Consider the following 16,650-nt stretch of genomic DNA (forward strand, 5'->3'; position numbering starts at 1 on the left):
GGTTATGCCTCGTTTCGCTGAGTGGGAGTAAAGAAGTCGTGACCAAAGTTATGGTCGGCTAGGTCTTGCGCACTGCAATCTCCGGCCTGCAATGGCATCAGGGTGAGGCCATAGCGGAAGGTATCCATATACACTCGGTATGAATCGAGCACTTCACTGCCCCAAGAGTTAGAACCAAGCCCCATCAATTTATGGTCTAGGTTGAGGGTGATATAACCGCTCTTTTCTAGCTCCGTCGTGTGTTGTGCCTGATGCAAGTTTTGGTTGGTATAGAACCAAGCGCTGAAGTTGATCTCTTGTTGCGGTTTTACCAGTAATCCCATGCCGTCACGGTTGGTTAGTGCTGCCCAGCGAACATGTTGGCGGTTGCCATTGTTTTGTGGGAACGGGTAGTTTTCGAACATGTCAGCGACTGTGCTTTGGTAAACATCGATCAGGTTGGCTTGTTTGCTGTCTTGGTAGTTCTCTTCAGGGCCGCGACCGTAGTATTTCACTTGGTCGAAGTGACCGTTTATGCCAAGGTCCAAGCCAATGACAGGTATCACATGCGGGTAATCACCGTAACGTTCGCCGCTTAATTCAAGATTCAGCTGACCTTCGGCATTGATTTGGTAGCGGTACTCGCAGCGCATACCAAAATCAAACACGGGCGGGGCAATAATACTGGTGGTCGTAATGTCGATTTTACCATCCACTTGCTCAACATTTAGTGTGCGGAAGTGCTCTTGCATGATTTGTAGGTGCGCTGGTTCCCATAGACCGTCATGCTCTTGTTTATGGTTATCGATCATTGGCTTAAAGAAGTTGAGCTTGGGCTCAGACTTGATCAGTTCCTCACCATTAATCAGCCAAGATGTCAGCTTACCGTTCACTTTCGAGAAGTTGAGAGCGAAGTTGTGACCTGAAATCAAATAGTTAAGTCGACTCTCTTCTACGTGAAGTGGTGTCGAGTTGTGATTGGTAAAGAGCTCTTCAACCGCAGTGCTCTGTTTGAGTGGGTATTGGTAAACAGCAACCTCATGATTGGCTTCGCTGTAAAGTGTGCGAGAGTCTTTGCGTACTGTGAAGTTAATGAAGGCTTCACGCTCATCCAACTGTGGAATGGCAATGTCGATTTCACGCTCAGAATTAGCGGCAAGATCGTCTACCTTGAACTGAACGCTGCGCAGTGTTTCACCTTCAGCACGGATATCTGCGGTGATGGTGTAGTCATTGATATCGCTAAACCACAATTTGTTCTCAATCAGGAACTTGCCAGCTCGTTCATCAACCGCACGGATTTTCACTGGTGCAATGACTTGCTTGTACTCTTTCAGGCCCGGACCAGGTGTTTGGTCTGGGTACACAAGGCCGTCCATACAGAAGTTGTAGTTGTTCGGGTAATCGCCGTAGTCGCCACCGTACTTGTAGAACTCTGTCCCTGCTTCATCACGAGCGAGAATGCCGTGGTCACACCATTCCCAGACATAGTGACCTTGAATGTGGTCATGTTGGTAGAACACATTCTGGTATTCGGTTAAACCGCCCGGGCCATTGCCCATTGCATGTGCGTATTCACAGATGATGCGTGGTTTCTCGTGTGGGAACTCACCAAAGTAATTCATCAGTTGTGCACGGGAATACATGGTGGAAATGACATCGACCACTTCCGCATCACGGTCTTCTTCGTAATGGACTAGGCGAGTGTCATCGATGGCTTTGGTCGCTTCGTACATAGCGCGAATGTTGCAGCCGTAGCCTGACTCATTACCCATTGACCACATGATGATAGAAGGATGGTTTTTCTGAGCGTGGACGTGGCGTTCTGCACGATCTACGAATACCGCTTCCCAGGTAGCATCGTTAGTGATGCGGCTTAAATCCCCGACGTTGGCAAAACCATGAGTCTCAACATCGGTTTCAGCCATCACAAACAGACCGTAAATGTCACACAGCTCATAGAAGCGAGGGTCGTTCGGGTAGTGCGCGGTGCGGACTGAGTTGATGTTGTGCTGCTTCATCAACACCAAATCTTTCTCTACGCGATCCATTCCGACAGCACGACCTTTTAGGTGATCGTTGTCGTGGCGGTTAACACCATGCAGCATCACGTATTGGTTGTTGATATAGAACAGCCCATCGTGCACTTTGATGTCACGGAAACCAACACGTTGAGGAATGACTTCAAGGGTTTTACCTAGCGAGTCTTTTAAGGTTAAAACCAGTTGGTAAAGGTACGGGTTTTCTGCTGTCCAATGGATGGGGGCGTCGATCTCAAGCGTAAAACTCGTCTGCGTTTTGTTGTCGATGGTCAGGTTACTGCATGAACCTTGCGCAACAAGCTGGCCTTTATCCATCAATACATAGTCAAGGGCATAGCCTGAGGCTTGCAGAGCAGATAGGCTTTCTATTTCGACTTGGCAAGAAAGTGTCGCCGCGACGTAATCGTCGTCGAAATCAGTGCGAACTGTTATATCCTGGACGTGAACTTGTTCTTTTCCGAGCAAATAGACGTCGCGAAAGATACCTGCTGTCCACCACATGTCTTGGTCTTCAATATAGGTGGAGTCAGCCCACTGCATCACTCGTACTGAAAGCAGGTTTTCACCTTGTTGAACATAGTTAGAAATATCGAATTCAGCGGTTAAGCGGCTGCCTTTACTAAAGCCTACGTATTCGCCGTTTACATACACTTCAAAGTAAGTTTCTACGCCATCAAATTTGATGATGGTTTGCTTGTTTTTCCAGTTCTCACCGAGTGTGAATGTCCGTTGGTAAGCGCCGGTTGGGTTGTCACTAGGAACAAAAGGCACATCAATCGGGAATGGGAAACCTTCGTCTGTGTACTGAAGGTCGCCGTGGCCTTCCATTTGCCACATATTGGGAACCGTAATCTGGCCCCACTGTTCCATCTTTTGTGAGTAGAACTCTTCTGGTACCAACAGTGGGTTAGTAAAGAAGTTAAAGTTCCATTGACCACTTAGCAGCATAAAGTGGCGGCTTAGTTCACGCTGGAATGTTTGAGCGGTTTTTACTGAGTCGTACGAGAAGAAGTAAGCACGTGGTGCCATACGGTTCTCATGCAAATGTAGGAAGTTTTCCCAGTTGTTCACGTTCGTTCTCCCTCGGCTAAGGCAGCTTGTTTGCACTTTAAAAAAGTCTGGTGGTGAATACGCTCACACTGATTCAAAGTGAATTGGGCTATGCCGACGCAATAGTGAGTAAAAGTCTTTTTTGACTATCTGGAAAATATTTTAGTAAAAGTTTTACTAAAATAAATGTGTGAAAACGTTTTACTTTAACTTGATCACGAATTATTGAGCGATCTATCTGAAAGCTGTGATCTGGGTAAAGGAGTGATTATCTGGAAAGTAAAAATCAGTAAAACAGCAGCGTAATGTAGGTGTGTACTTGTTTTTAATAATAAAAAGCGCTGAAAATCAGCGCCTTATATAACGGAGAAGGGGAGTGGCGATCAAGATTTTGTCGTGTCGCGAAGCTTGAGTTTACTTGGAACATAGACCTGAAGCGGTAATGCTCGACCATCGCGGGCTTTTTCTACCAGCAGGTTAACGCCCTGAATCCCCATCATCTCAGAATGAATCCGCACGGTAGACAAAGACGGGAAGGTAAACTTAGCCGTCGGAATGTCATTCACACTGATTAGAGCAATGTCCTGAGGAATGCTTAGCCCTTGCTCATGAATCGCACGTAATACGCCGATGGCAATCGAATCAGAGGCAATAAATAGAGCGCTCGGGTGGTCATCCTTTGCCAGCATTTGTTTCGCTAAATCGTAACCAGAAGAACTGGTGAAATCACCACGATAGATATCGTCCAAAGAGACCACGCCTTTCAGTTGACCATACTCGGCAAAGGCCACCTCACGAATGTCTGGTGTGTCAGTGGTATCTTGGCCACCGATAAAGCCGATACGCTGATAGCCTTGGTCGATAAAGAAATCGGTAATCTCTTTACTGATGCGCACTAGGTCAATATCGACGGAATCGAAGGGTGACTCGCTATCACTGAAATCCACATAGCAAATATTGTCGGTGAGTTTTTCAACACCCTTTAGCACTTCGGCGCTACTACGGCCGACTAGGAGAACACCTGTGATCTTATTGCTCTCTACTGATACTTCGCTGTCGTAACAATTGGTCAATTCGATGCCCAGTTTGTCACATTGGGTTTCTATACCATGGCGAATCGAGAGGTAGTAAGGATCGTTAACTTCCGCTTCCTGCTTGTAATTGTATACCGCCAGAAAGTGGTGCTGCTGTTTTCTGGCCAGAATCGACTTTTTTGAGCTGCTGGTTTTGTATTCCAGCTTTTCGGCAATTTCCAGAATCCGGTGTTTGGTTTCTTCTTTGACGCTCAATGTCGGATCGTCATTGAGAACTCTGGAGACGGTCGCTAATGAAACGCCCGCTTCTGTTGCAATATCTTTTAATGTAGCCATGTGTTTTTTCCGTTGGCGAGCCCAACTCCTTTGGGCAAGTCACTGTTTCCGCCATTGTAAACAATCCTCATACGCTTGTAATAATTTTTAGTAAAAATTTCTGACTAGGAATGTGCAGGGCAACAGAATGTCACTGTGGACAGGTATCCCACTGATTAAGCTTAACAATGTTGCATTTACCTATCCGCTTTTACTTGATTGGTTATATGTGAGTCTAAATGATAATTTGTGGAAACGTTTACACAATGCGAATTTGATCACGGAAAGTGATCCTTGTTGATTGCTAGACTTTTAGCGAACCGAAGATCACACACTAGGCGTTTAGACAGAGAGGCAAGAGTGAAAGTACTAGTCACAGGTGGAATGGGTTACATCGGCAGTCATACCTGCGTGCAGATGATTGAAGCGGGCATGGAACCGATCATCATTGATAACTTATGTAATGCGAAACAGGCGGTGTTAGATCGAATAGAAGCGCTTACAGGCCAGCGACCGTGTTTTCATTTGGGCGACATTCGTGACGAAGCTTTTCTGGATAGCGTTTTTGAGCAGCATCAGATTGGCGCGGTCATTCACTTCGCTGGTCTGAAAGCGGTGGGGGAGTCAGTCCAAAAACCACTTGAGTACTACGACAACAACGTGAATGGCTCTTTGGTGCTGGCGCGTGCGATGCGCAAAGCTGGTGTAAAGAGCATCGTCTTCAGTTCGTCAGCGACCGTTTATGGCGACCCTGAGGTGGTACCGATTACGGAAGACTCGCCAACTGGCGCCACGACCAACCCTTATGGCCGCAGCAAATACATGGTGGAGCAATGCTTGAGTGATCTTTTCGCAGCCGATGATAGCTGGAGTATTACCTTATTGCGTTACTTCAACCCGGTCGGGGCTCATCCGTCCGGCACTATGGGCGAAGACCCGCAAGGCATCCCAAACAATTTGATGCCATTCATTGCTCAAGTGGCCGTTGGGCGCCGAGAAAAGTTATCGGTGTTTGGTGATGATTATCCAACCCCAGATGGCACCGGTGTGCGTGATTATATTCATGTTATGGATTTAGCCGATGGCCACATTGCGGCCTTAAAGTCAGTCGGTGAACAAGCCGGGCTACACATCTATAACCTAGGTACGGGCCGAGGTTCCAGCGTTCTTGAGATGGTGGATGCGTTTGGCGCTGCTTGTGGTAAGCCAGTGCCTTATGAGTTGTGCCCGCGTCGATCGGGTGACATTGCAGAGTGTTGGGCAAGTACTGAAAAGGCCGAACAGGAACTGGGCTGGAAAGCGACGCGCAGTGTGGCGGAGATGAGCGCGGATACTTGGCGCTGGCAATCGGACAACCCGTCCGGATATCCCGATGTTTAAGTGGGACTGATCCTGATTGAAATGCAGAACAAGATTGAATTTTTTAAGTTGAGTAATTGAGATGTCGAAGATTGAGTTTAACCCTGTGGATCACCCACATCGTCGCTACAACCCACTGACAGGTCAGTGGATATTGGTCTCACCACACAGAGCGAAACGCCCTTGGAGTGGCGCCGATGAAAATCCAGCGGTTGATGAGCTTCCGAGCTATGACGAGAAATGTTTTCTGTGCCCGACAAACGAGAGAATCTCTGGTGATGTAAACCCGGATTATCAGGGGACGTATGTGTTTACCAATGATTTTGCCGCTTTGATGACGGATTCGCCTGAGGCACCGCAATCTAACAGCCCATTGTTTAAAACTCAGGGTGCTCGCGGATTAAGTCGAGTGATCTGTTTTTCTCCAGACCACAGCAAAACATTGCCAGAGCTGCCAGTGGAAAAGATCCGCGGTGTTATTGATACCTGGAATGAACAAATTGAAGAACTGGGTCAAGAGTACGTATGGGTGCAAGCGTTTGAGAACAAGGGCGAAACCATGGGCTGTTCACAGCCTCACCCACACGGACAAATCTGGGCCAATAGCTTTTTACCCAATGAAATTGAACGTAAAGAGCATCACTTAAAAACGTATTACGACGAACATGGTTCCAATCTTCTGGTCGATTACGTAGACGCTGAGCTAAAAGATGGCTCACGCATTGTGGTCGAAACTGAGCACTGGGTGGCACTGGTGCCGTATTGGGCGGCTTGGCCGTTTGAGACCATGTTATTACCGAAAACTCATATCCGCCGCATGAATGAGCTGAGCGAAGCGCAGCGTGACGATCTTGCCGTAGCAATCAAAAAGCTCACGAGCCGTTATGACAACCTGTTCCAGTGCTCTTTTCCATATTCCATGGGCTGGCATTACGCGCCTTTCTTTGAACAGGGAACGGATATTGAACATTGGCAATTGCATGCGTTGTTCTACCCGCCACTACTGCGCAGTGCCTCAGTGCGTAAGTTTATGGTCGGATACGAGATGCTCGCGGAGAGTCAGCGTGATTTGACTGCGGAACAGGCGGCGCAGCGCCTGCGTGACGTCAGTGATGTGCACTACAAAGAAGGATAATTCCGCTCTATTTTGAGCGGTAACCTTGACCCAATAGAGATGTGACGAATCAAATTTTCGGTGGTGATTATTGATCACTGAAAACTAACAACTTAAGGCTAGGAATCTAATATGTCAGAACTCACTCAAGCAGTAAAAGCATCGTTTAAACAGGTGCTGAATTACCAACCCAGCCACATTATTCAGGCGCCGGGGCGAGTCAACCTGATTGGAGAGCACACCGACTACAATGATGGTTTTGTCCTACCATGTGCCATTAACTATCAGACGGTAGTGGCGGCTGCAAAACGAGATGACAGTCGAGTCCGCATCATTGCGGTTGATTATGATGATCAGGTGGATGAGTTTGACCTCGCTGAAGAGATCACTTTCCAACAAGACAAGATGTGGGCGAATTACATCCGAGGTGTGGTGAAGTTTTTACTGCAGCGCGGTTATGACATCCAAGGTGCTGATCTTGCGGTGAGTGGCAATGTCCCTCAGGGGGCTGGGCTGAGTTCTTCGGCTGCACTAGAAGTCGTGATTGGTCAGACGTTCAAAGTACTCTACAACCTTGAAATGACTCAGGCAGAAGTTGCACTTAATGGCCAACAGGCAGAAAACGAATTCGTTGGCTGCAACTGCGGGATTATGGATCAGATGATTTCGGCTGAGGCAATGGAAAACCACGCTATGCTGCTGGATTGCCGTTCTCTGGAAACGCAGCCCGTTTCTATGCCAGAAGACGTGGCCGTGATGATCATTAACAGTAATAAACAGCGCGGTTTAGTGGGGAGTGAATACAACACCCGACGTGAGCAGTGTGAGAACGCTGCACAGCGTTTCGGTGTTAAAGCGTTACGTGATGTCACCATTGAGCAGTTTAATGCGCAATCTGAGATGCTTGATGACGTTGTTGCCAAACGCGCTCGCCATGTGATTACTGAAAATGACCGTACGCTTGAAGCCGCTGATGCATTAAGAACCAATGACCTTAAACGTATGGGAGAGTTGATGGCTCAGTCTCATGCTTCAATGCGTGATGATTTTGAGATTACTGTGTTTGAGGTCGACACCTTAGTTGAGATTGTTAAGTCCGTGATTGGTGAGCAAGGCGGTGTACGTATGACAGGTGGTGGCTTCGGCGGTTGTATTGTGGCTTTAGTACCACCCTCACTAGTAGACAAAGTGACGGAAGCGGTTGAGAACCAGTACCACGCGGCGACAGGGCTAAAAGAATCTATCTATGTTTGTCAGGCTAAAAGTGGTGCTGGCTTAGTCGAAGCCTTATAAGGACCAACCATGAAATCATCCTTATTTGTGACAATGACTGAGCAGCCTGCTTTTGACGGTCAGCCTGCTCAGCTTGTGGAATTGACCAATGCTGCAGGGGGCAGCATTGTGTTGATGGACATCGGAGCCACCTGGCTCAGTTGTCAGCTACCTTTGGCGTGCGGCGAGCAACGCGAGGTCTTACTTGGTGTAGGGGCCATGTCTGACTTTCAAGCTCAACAAAGTTACTTGGGGGTAACAGTAGGGCGCTACGCAAACCGCATTGCCAAAGGTTGTTTTGAGTTGGAAGGGAAGACACATCAGCTCACAACCAATCAGGCTGGTAACTGCTTACATGGCGGCACAGTCGGAATGGATAAAGTACGCTGGAAAATTGTCGAGCAAAGTCAAAGCAAGGTGGTGTTCAGCTATCAGTCTAAGGATGGAGATCAGGGTTTTCCTGGTAACTTAGATGCCTCAGTTTGCTATTCGCTGAGCGAAGACAATCAGGTCGAAATTCGTTATCTGGCAACGACCGATAAAGCAACGCCAGTCAACTTAACTAATCACGCCTACTTTAACCTTCATGGAGCTGAATCCGGTATTGACGGACGTGAGCATCTTCTGCAAATCGACGCAGAGTATTACTTGCCGATATCCGAAGATGGCATTCCACATGGTTCATTGTCTTTAGTCGATGGTACTGGGTTTGACTTTAGATGGCAGAAAGTCATTCGTCAGGACTTTTTGCTTGATGGGCAGCAGCAAATCGCCAAGGGGTATGATCACAGCTTCTATTTTGATCCTAAACGCAATAAACGTCAGCCTATCGCCCGTTTATCCAGTCAGGATGGCAAAGTGAAGATGAGTGTAACCACCGATAAACCCGCACTTCAACTGTATACCGGAAACTGGTTAGAAGGCACACCTAGCCGCAGTGGTAGCACGTATTCAGATTACGCTGGGGTGGCGCTAGAAACTCAATTTTTGCCTGACTCACCCAATCACTCTGAGTGGCCTCAACCGAGTTGTATTCTCAAACCGAATCAAGAGTACTGTTACTCGACGGTTTACGCTTTTGAGTGTTAAACATGGAAGGCTAACTATCAAGAAGGCGCTGAGACAGCGCCTTCTTTGTTAATTGCTATAGCCGCTCAACGGAATTTCGTCGCACCACTGTTGGTGAGAAGATAATGGTGTCGTTCTCGACAGGCTCTTGACGAGCATACGACAAAGCAAGGCGTGCGGCCTTATCTGCCATCATTTGAATTGGGTAGCGTACGGTACTCAGGCGAGGGTGGACGTAGCGAGCGATCAGTCCATCATCAAAACCCATCATCGATACCTGTTGTGGTACCTGAATCCCATTTTCATCCAGAACGGATAATGCGCCAGCGGCCATGTAGTCGTTGTAAGCGACAACGCCAGTGATCTCTAACGATTTGGTTAGTAGGTTGGTCATTGCAATTTCACCACCATCGTTATTCGGCTCACCGTATTCGATATAGCTACTCGGCAACTCAATATTATGATCTCGCAGTGCGGCAAGGTAGCCTTCAACTCGTTGTTGTGAATCTTCAATCCCGTGGTTAGAAGCGACACAGGCAATCTTGGTATGACCGTGACGAATCAAGTACTCCGTTGCTAGGTAAGCCCCTTTATGGTTATCGAGCGAGATACAACGTTCCGCCAATTGAGGAATATGACGATTGATGATGACCATTCCTTTGACTTCTTTGGCGTAGCCAATCAGTTCTTCATCGGAGAGACCTTTAGCGTGGATGACGAGGGCTTCACAGCGATTGTTGATCAGAAGTTCGATCGCTTTTCGCTCTTGTTCAGCATCGTGATAACCATTGCCAATCAAAATATGTTTACCGTGCTCATGAGCAACCGTGTCAACAGCTTTGACTAAAGTGCCGAAAAACGGATCGGAAACATCACTAACCAGCACACCCATGGTATTGGTACTTTGACTGACCAGTGAACGCGCTGCTGCGTTGGGGCGATAGCCAAGCTTATCCATTGCTTTGGTGACTGAATCAACGGACGACTGGCTGGCTTTAGGGGATTTATTAATAACGCGTGAAACCGTTGCGATAGAGACTCCCGCTTCTTTTGCCACATCCTTTATCGTTGCCATGCTTTACCTCATAAGTTGAACCTGAACATTAAACACTGTTTGTGAAAATGAAGCAATTTGAGACACTTTTTACTGCGATAAATGCGATCTTTACCACTTGTTATGTAAGAGTTAAGTGTTAGTGTAAACGTTGTCTTTTAGTAAATTTTACTTGGAGTTTTATCATGGATACGATCGCTTACACTGATTTTTCAAAACTGGAGATGCGAACAGGCAAGATCATTGAAGTTGCCCGTCATCAAAACGCCGATAAACTGTACATTGTTCAAATTGATGTTGGGGAAAGGCGACTGCAGACCGTCACAAGCTTAGTGCCTTATTACACGGAGCAAGAGCTGATGGGCAAAGAAGTGGTGGTGCTATGTAACCTCGCCAAAGCCAAGATGCGTGGCGAAACTTCTGAGTGTATGTTGCTATGTGCTGAAACCGATGACGAGTCAGAAAGTGTTTTGCTGACTCCTGAACGATCAATGCCGGTGGGGACGCGTGTTGTTTAGCCTAGAGACTGTATCACCAGCCTGACTGTATAATTAGCATTCATATTTAATATGATAATGAGATGCTGATCATTATATGAAATATTAATGGTTTTATTTATTGGTGGGATTCCTATATTCGCACGCGAACTTTTATGAAGTAGTTCAAAACATATAGGAATTATAATGAATAAAAAATTATTAGCGGCTCTAGTCGCGGCAGTTTCATTTCAGGCAGTTGGTGCGGAAAACGTAGATGTACAGCAGGCTGAACGCGGTTACCTTGAAAATGGCTGGTATCTAGGTGCAGATATCATTGATACCGATGTTAATGCGACAAACTGGGATGGTGCAAGCTCTACGGGTGATGTGTCATCTACAAGTGCAGCACTAGCAATTGGTTATAACTTCCATATCGCTGACTCATTTGTTGTTGGTCTAGAAGCTGAGTACGCGCTTTACGGATCTTTTGATATTGCCCTGAAAGGCGATACTGCGGTGAATAGCCTTGAGTTTTCAGCGTTTAACTTGAACGTGAAACCTCAGTACTACTTTGGTAACTCAGGTTTCTATCTAGGTGGAATCTTTGGTATCGGTGGTGTTGGTGGTGAAAACAAGTCCAACGGTTCTACGGCTTCTGGCTCTTCAGTACTTTACGGTGTTGAAGCAGGCTATGCATTCAATAACAATTGGAGCATTAACGCTGGATATCGTACGACAACGGCAGAGTACGACAATGCAGACTTCGATATGGACACTTTGTTCTTAGGTCTTGATTACAAGTTCTAACCGCTTGTATTACCGAATTGAAAAGGGAGCATTATGCTCCCTTTATTAGTTTATCAATCACCGGATAATGGTGTTCTTCTACACCAGCGAGGTTGCCATACTTAGGCGCATGCCGGTCATCTTCTCTTGGGAAGTGCCAGCCGATGGTGTGCTCAATAAATTGTTTGGCAAACTGCTCGGAGATTTCCAGACAGCCTGCTAATACGGTATCGACATAGGTTTGCATGATAGGGCTCAGGTTACATGGTGGCTCTGGGTTATCTTTGATATACACCCAAACCTGATCATTGGCACCAAACGGGTTATCACACTCAAGCTGTGAATGGGGCACTTCCACTCGATGGTAGCCTCGCTCGCGAACATCAAATTCACTCAGCTCGTCTTCGCTGATTTCGAGTAGAACTCCATTGACTAAGCCTTCGCCTTTATTTACGACCAGTGGTGAAAGGATATAACTGTCATCCACTTTACCCCAGTAGCGTCTGAAGCCATGAACAATGGCAGGCAACGCTTGCGCGGTTTTTCCTGTCAGTTGTCTCGATGCGGAGTTCATTAAACTGCCGTAGCCAAAGATATAAATTGCCATGTATTTTCCCTCTGTGTTCAACAAACAACCTAAAGGTTTTTACCACAAAAGAAAAGACCCCGTAAAAACGGGGTCTGAATAGCGCGCAAAATAGGGGGATGGCGCTTAAGGTGCTTAAATGATTAAGCGGTTGCTAGCTGTGCTTTCGCTTTACGCATCTTCTTAAGTGAAATACAGGTTAGGGCGGTCACGACTGTACCTGCCGCCATACAAACGAGTGCCATCAGTGGTAGGTTCATTGCGCCAAGTAATGCGACGACTGGGCCACCGTGCGCGACGCTGTTGGTGATACCAAATGAGAATGCCATTACGGCCGCGACCATAGAGCCAAGCACGTTAGCAGGAATCACAGACATTGGGTCTTGCGCGGCAAATGGAATTGCGCCCTCTGAGATACCGACTAAGCCCATGGCGCCAGCCGCTTTACCAGCTTCGATTTCTGATGCTTCAAAGAGATTGAATTTACGACCAAGGAAAGTGGCTAGACCCATACCAAGAGGTGCTACAGGAATTGCACACGCCATGGCGCCCATAAACTGAGTCTGACCACTGGCTATCATACCGACGGAGAACAAGAACGCGACTTTGTTAAACGGCCCGCCCATATCAAAACCAGCCATACCACCTAAGACAATGCCCAACAGAATCACACTGCCAGTACTCATGCTGACTAACATCGCATTCAGGCCATCCATCAAGCTCGCAATGGGTGCACCAATGACGAAGATAAACAGGCTGGATATAAACAAAGAACCTAGGATTGGTGCAATCATAATAGGCACCAATGGCTGAATAAATTTATGGTAGTTGATGCTCGTCAGCCATTTTACAAAATAGCCAACCAGTAGACCCGCAACGATGGCTCCGATAAAACCTGTGCCAGCTTCCGCACCATAGAAAGAACCATTGTTGGCAATCCAGCCACCGATTAATCCTGGTGCGAGACCCGGACGGTCTGCAATCGCATAGGCTATGTAGCCCGCCAAGATAGGGATCATCAAGGTAAACGACACCACACCGACATCCAGTACTTTTTGCCACATGCTGCCTTCAGGAATTGCCATTCCTGCAGAGGTTGGCTCGCCACCAATAGCCAGCGCAAGTGCGATCAGCAGGCCACCTGTGACCACAAATGGAATCATGTGTGAAACGCCGTTCATCAGGTAGCGGTATAAATCGCTACGTGCATTCGAAGAGGCTGTTTCAGTCGTTTGGCTTTCTTCACTCGCTGTATAGAGTGGCGCTTGTAGCGCTTTTTCTATCAAACCCTTAGCATCGCTGATAGGGGCTTTGACGCCTGTCGTGATGACCTTTTTTCCCGCGAAGCGATTCATATCAACCTGTTTGTCACAGGCGACAATGATAGCGTCAGCCTTAGCTATCTCTTCTGAACTCGGCGTGTTTTTGACCCCGATAGAGCCATTGGTTTCGACCTTGATTTGATAGCCAAGTTCAGCGGCGCCTTTTTCTAAGGCTTCGGCGGCTAGGTATGTGTGCGCAACGCCTGCTGGGCAGCCGGTAACACCGATTAAAAAGCCTTGATCGGCTTCTGGGTTGTCTTGCAAATCTTGTGGTTTAGCGAGCAGTAATTCTAACGCTTCTTCAGAAGAACTAGCCTGCATAAAACGTTCAATAAAACCGTCTTCGATCAGTTTGGAAGAGAGTTCGGCTAGCACCTCGATATGATGATCGGCACCACCATCAGGAGAGGCAATCATAAAAAATAGTTTACTCGGCTGACCGTCTTCTGCGCCGTATTCTATCCCTTGGCGGCTAATACCAATCGCGACAGCGGGTTGGAAAACCGCGGCACTTTTGGCATGAGGCAGCGCGACGCCATCTTCAAAGCCTGTGTTGCCAATCTCTTCTCGAGCCTGAATGTCATTGAGGAATTGTGCTTTGTCGCTGATGCGGTGGTTGTTGCTCAGCAGTTCGATCAGTTCTTCGAATACTTCTTGCTTGGTTGTTGCTTGGAGATCTAAGCAAATCAACTCTTGATTGATTAAGTCTGTGATCATCTCGTTTACCCCGATTGGTTCCGATCTGTGCGGAACTTGTTTTTTTATCTGAGGGTAATTGTGGGGGATTCAGTCAAGGATTTTTAGTGTACCAGAAATGCATTTACTGGATTATTGTAACTATGAATTTGGAGTGTGATCGAACTCAATTATTGACTTAAGTGTAAGTAGTTTGTTTTATTTTTAATTAACTATTAAATATCAAGTGTTTATTGTTTTTTATTGAGTGTTTCTATCTTTGAAAGGAAAAATACAAATCGTAAAAACTAGAGTATAGTAACCTCGATTTTATGTGTTTTTTGTTGATGGAAGTCACGAAAAGTGATTGTTTGAGAGGGGGCTATGAGCCATATATTCCATGAGTTACTCGATAATGTTATTCATGAACGGGAGCATTTTAGTCGTATCTGGTTTGCTGCAGACAAACTCACGCCCCCGGCTTTTAGCTATCAGGTGAACTTTCCACGGCTTGAGCTCGTTTTAAGTGGCGAGTACCTCAATCAACTTGAAGATCCTGAACAAGGGATTGCGGACATTAGCGTATTGAGTGGAGATGCACTCTATATTCCTCCTAACTGTTGGAATAAACCGAACTGGGAAAACGAATGCTCGGTACTGAGTTTGCTGTTTGGCCGTCGCCAGTTAGGTTTCAGTTTGGTGAGCAAACGTGCAGGGGAAAGCGGTTTCTATGACATCCAGAAATATTCTGTACCGACCCGAACTGGGCATGCGGTCGATCATATTTTGCAGGCATTGAACGCACTAGCTCAGGAACCTCAAAAAGCTCCGATGGATGAACATTTGCTGGTGGCTCTGCTCAGCTACTGCCAGTCAATGCTACAAAAGCCTGATGGCAGTTCGAAAAGCCACAGTGAAGATCTTTACCAAGGGATTTGTATCTATATTCAAGAGAATTTTCATCGGGCGATTACCCGGACGTCGATTGCTTCGCGGTTTAACATTTCCCCCAATCACTTGTCGCGTTTGTTTCGCCAGCAAGGGCATATGACACTGGCCGACTACATCACCTGGGTTCGAATTGACCGTGCTAAGTTTATGCTCAAGCGCTATGACTTCCGTCTACAGGAAGTGGCGAACCGTTGTGGTTACGCAGATGCCAACTATTTTTTTCGGGTATTTAAGAACAAAGTCGGTATGACGCCGAGCGAATATCGGGCGAGTTAGGTTTGTGCCAGCTTATGGGTAAGAAGAGCTTTTAACGCTTGTGGTTCGTGGCTGGTACGCAGCAACTGGCAATAGTCTGGAGCCAGCAATGAGCGAGTCAGGCGCGTAAAGGCTAGCAACACATCACGTGAAGCGTTATGTGGTAAAGCGATAGCGATGATCATACTGACGTCACCCTGAGCTGGAGAGTTCCAGTCTAATTCTTCTGTCAGCGACACAATGCTGACACTTGGGATATCAATCGCTTCACTCATGATGTGAGGAAGGGCGATGCCATGCCCAATAGCGGTTGAAGAGGTTTGCTCTCGCTGCGCAAACTGTTCGCATATCAAAGCAGGGTTTGAGCTGGTAATACATTTTGTCGCGATGCTGAATGCCGCTGACTTAGTGTCAACATCACTGTGGTGGTGTAAGTAGCTAAGTGGAAAATCGAGATGAAAAGTGGGCAGATTGCTGAGCAGCGTAATATTGGTTAATTGGTTACTCTTATGCGCAGTATTGACCAAGGTGAACTGATCGCTGATGAAATTGGTAAACACCATGCAGGCCAATTCTGCATCGGAGCCTTCAATGTGTATCTGACATAAATCGAACTCCTGACTGCCCAACGACATGACCTGTAAAGGGTGCTCGATATTGGCTCTTTCCCACTTGGTGACATTAAGTAACACGACCACCGAGCGAAACATCCCGCTCAAGGCTTTGAGGCGATTGATTTTCCAACTGGCAAATCCATCCTCAGGGAGAACGAACGTAATGCGACGCTCAATCACAGTGATTTGCACCTGTCGAGAACGGCATCAACATTGGTCAGTACTTCTTCAATGGTAACAACATGGATTTTACAACCAGTGAAGCGCGCCCGCTGTTCTATTTCTATATCTGAAGCAATCAGAACCAAATCTGCGCGCATGATATCTTGAGCGGAGAGAGGGTTTTCAATCCCCATTGCACCCTGAGTTTCGACCTTGATCTGCAAGCCTTTTTTAGGTGCAGCTTTACTCAATGCATCGGCAGCCATGTAAGTATGAGCAATTCCGGTAGGGCAGGCGGTTACAGCAACAATTTTCATCTAAAACCTCACAATGTCCAGGTGGGTTATTGTCAACTTCTGACGACTTGGGTCAATGATCCAGATCTTCAAAATTTGCATTCTTATTACTCTTATGTGTCCTTATGACCTGATTTTGTAGGGTCATAAAGACACGATTTTTCTTAACATATTGAATTTCGGTTGATTTAACACTGGAATGAATATTGCTGTTAGATAGTTAGATTCAATATTTGG

The 16,650-nt window shown here is 46.8% G+C and carries 14 protein-coding genes; 7 read left to right on the forward strand and 7 right to left on the reverse strand.

Annotation, left to right across the window (positions count from 1 at the left end):
• Positions 1 to 2 precede the first annotated feature (2 nt).
• A complete protein-coding gene (gene ebgA, locus F0265_RS20415) occupies positions 3 to 3,092 on the reverse strand; it encodes a beta-galactosidase subunit alpha (protein WP_171750177.1) in 3,090 nt (1,029 codons plus the stop codon).
• Positions 3,093 to 3,454: 362 nt separating this feature from the next.
• Entirely contained in the window at positions 3,455 to 4,441 is a 987-nt protein-coding gene (ebgR, locus tag F0265_RS20420) for a transcriptional regulator EbgR (RefSeq protein WP_171750178.1), read from the reverse strand.
• Positions 4,442 to 4,780: 339 nt separating this feature from the next.
• Between ebgR and galE the strand changes: the two genes are divergently transcribed.
• The 4 genes from galE to galM all read left to right on the forward strand — a co-directional run bounded on the left by galE (position 4,781) and on the right by galM (position 9,254).
• Positions 4,781 to 5,800, forward strand: a complete 1,020-nt coding sequence (galE, locus tag F0265_RS20425) for a UDP-glucose 4-epimerase GalE (RefSeq protein WP_171750179.1) — start codon at positions 4,781 to 4,783, stop codon at positions 5,798 to 5,800.
• 61 nt (positions 5,801 to 5,861) lie between these two features.
• Positions 5,862 to 6,914, forward strand: a complete 1,053-nt coding sequence (locus F0265_RS20430; protein WP_171750180.1) for a UDP-glucose--hexose-1-phosphate uridylyltransferase — start codon at positions 5,862 to 5,864, stop codon at positions 6,912 to 6,914.
• Positions 6,915 to 7,025: 111 nt separating this feature from the next.
• Positions 7,026 to 8,186 carry a galactokinase gene (gene galK, locus F0265_RS20435; protein WP_171750181.1) on the forward strand — a complete coding sequence of 387 codons (1,161 nt, stop codon included), beginning with the start codon at positions 7,026 to 7,028 and terminating at the stop codon, positions 8,184 to 8,186.
• A gap of 9 nt (positions 8,187 to 8,195) precedes the next feature.
• The gene (galM, locus tag F0265_RS20440; protein WP_171750182.1) at positions 8,196 to 9,254 is read left to right on the forward strand and encodes a galactose-1-epimerase; all 1,059 of its coding nucleotides are present in this window, start codon (positions 8,196 to 8,198) and stop codon (positions 9,252 to 9,254) included.
• Positions 9,255 to 9,309: 55 nt separating this feature from the next.
• Here the strand turns inward: galM and F0265_RS20445 are convergent, their stop codons facing one another.
• Positions 9,310 to 10,308, reverse strand: a complete 999-nt coding sequence (locus tag F0265_RS20445; RefSeq protein WP_171750183.1) for a substrate-binding domain-containing protein — start codon at positions 10,306 to 10,308, stop codon at positions 9,310 to 9,312.
• 164 nt (positions 10,309 to 10,472) lie between these two features.
• Here F0265_RS20445 and F0265_RS20450 point away from each other — a divergent pair, with 164 nt between their 5' ends.
• Positions 10,473 to 10,805 carry a tRNA-binding protein gene (locus F0265_RS20450; protein WP_095664608.1) on the forward strand — a complete coding sequence of 111 codons (333 nt, stop codon included), beginning with the start codon at positions 10,473 to 10,475 and terminating at the stop codon, positions 10,803 to 10,805.
• 165 nt (positions 10,806 to 10,970) lie between these two features.
• Positions 10,971 to 11,573: an outer membrane beta-barrel protein gene (locus tag F0265_RS20455; RefSeq protein WP_021455761.1), complete on the forward strand. Its 603-nt coding sequence runs from the start codon at positions 10,971 to 10,973 to the stop codon at positions 11,571 to 11,573.
• Between the two features lie 31 nt (positions 11,574 to 11,604).
• On the opposite strand, the gene F0265_RS20460 is transcribed toward F0265_RS20455, so the two are convergent.
• Both F0265_RS20460 and F0265_RS20465 read right to left on the reverse strand, forming a co-directional pair.
• Positions 11,605 to 12,159 (reverse strand): gamma-glutamylcyclotransferase family protein, encoded by a 555-nt coding sequence (locus tag F0265_RS20460; protein ID WP_171750184.1) that lies wholly within the window; start codon positions 12,157 to 12,159, stop codon positions 11,605 to 11,607.
• Between the two features lie 122 nt (positions 12,160 to 12,281).
• Positions 12,282 to 14,177: a fructose-specific PTS transporter subunit EIIC gene (locus F0265_RS20465; RefSeq protein WP_171750185.1), complete on the reverse strand. Its 1,896-nt coding sequence runs from the start codon at positions 14,175 to 14,177 to the stop codon at positions 12,282 to 12,284.
• Between the two features lie 342 nt (positions 14,178 to 14,519).
• On the opposite strand from F0265_RS20465, the gene F0265_RS20470 reads away from it, so the two are divergent.
• The gene (locus tag F0265_RS20470; protein ID WP_019274123.1) at positions 14,520 to 15,362 is read left to right on the forward strand and encodes an AraC family transcriptional regulator; all 843 of its coding nucleotides are present in this window, start codon (positions 14,520 to 14,522) and stop codon (positions 15,360 to 15,362) included.
• Here the strand turns inward: F0265_RS20470 and F0265_RS20475 are convergent.
• Positions 15,359 to 16,135: a PTS sugar transporter subunit IIA gene (locus tag F0265_RS20475; RefSeq protein WP_171750186.1), complete on the reverse strand. Its 777-nt coding sequence runs from the start codon at positions 16,133 to 16,135 to the stop codon at positions 15,359 to 15,361. The genes F0265_RS20470 and F0265_RS20475 overlap by 4 nt on opposite strands.
• A complete protein-coding gene (locus F0265_RS20480) occupies positions 16,132 to 16,434 on the reverse strand; it encodes a PTS fructose transporter subunit IIB (protein ID WP_006959770.1) in 303 nt (100 codons plus the stop codon). Before F0265_RS20480 ends, F0265_RS20475 begins: the two co-directional genes overlap by 4 nt.
• Positions 16,435 to 16,650 lie beyond the last annotated feature (216 nt).

The sequence above is a fragment of the Vibrio sp. RE88 genome (assembly GCF_013113835.1).
Classification (GTDB): Bacteria; Pseudomonadota; Gammaproteobacteria; order Enterobacterales; family Vibrionaceae; genus Vibrio.

Excerpts from the sequence above, each read along its gene's own strand:
- F0265_RS20445 (WP_171750183.1), bottom strand. The coding sequence starts at position 10,308 with ATGGCAACGATAAAGGATGTGGCAAAAGAAGCGGGAGTCTCTATCGCA.
- F0265_RS20450 (WP_095664608.1), top strand. The coding sequence starts at position 10,473 with ATGGATACGATCGCTTACACTGATTTTTCAAAACTGGAGATGCGAACA.
- F0265_RS20480 (WP_006959770.1), bottom strand. The coding sequence starts at position 16,434 with ATGAAAATTGTTGCTGTAACCGCCTGCCCTACCGGAATTGCTCATACT.
- galM (WP_171750182.1), top strand. The coding sequence starts at position 8,196 with ATGAAATCATCCTTATTTGTGACAATGACTGAGCAGCCTGCTTTTGAC.
- galK (WP_171750181.1), top strand. The coding sequence starts at position 7,026 with ATGTCAGAACTCACTCAAGCAGTAAAAGCATCGTTTAAACAGGTGCTG.
- F0265_RS20470 (WP_019274123.1), top strand. The coding sequence starts at position 14,520 with ATGAGCCATATATTCCATGAGTTACTCGATAATGTTATTCATGAACGG.
- F0265_RS20460 (WP_171750184.1), bottom strand. The coding sequence starts at position 12,159 with ATGGCAATTTATATCTTTGGCTACGGCAGTTTAATGAACTCCGCATCG.
- F0265_RS20430 (WP_171750180.1), top strand. The coding sequence starts at position 5,862 with ATGTCGAAGATTGAGTTTAACCCTGTGGATCACCCACATCGTCGCTAC.
- F0265_RS20455 (WP_021455761.1), top strand. The coding sequence starts at position 10,971 with ATGAATAAAAAATTATTAGCGGCTCTAGTCGCGGCAGTTTCATTTCAG.
- ebgR (WP_171750178.1), bottom strand. The coding sequence starts at position 4,441 with ATGGCTACATTAAAAGATATTGCAACAGAAGCGGGCGTTTCATTAGCG.
- F0265_RS20465 (WP_171750185.1), bottom strand. The coding sequence starts at position 14,177 with ATGATCACAGACTTAATCAATCAAGAGTTGATTTGCTTAGATCTCCAA.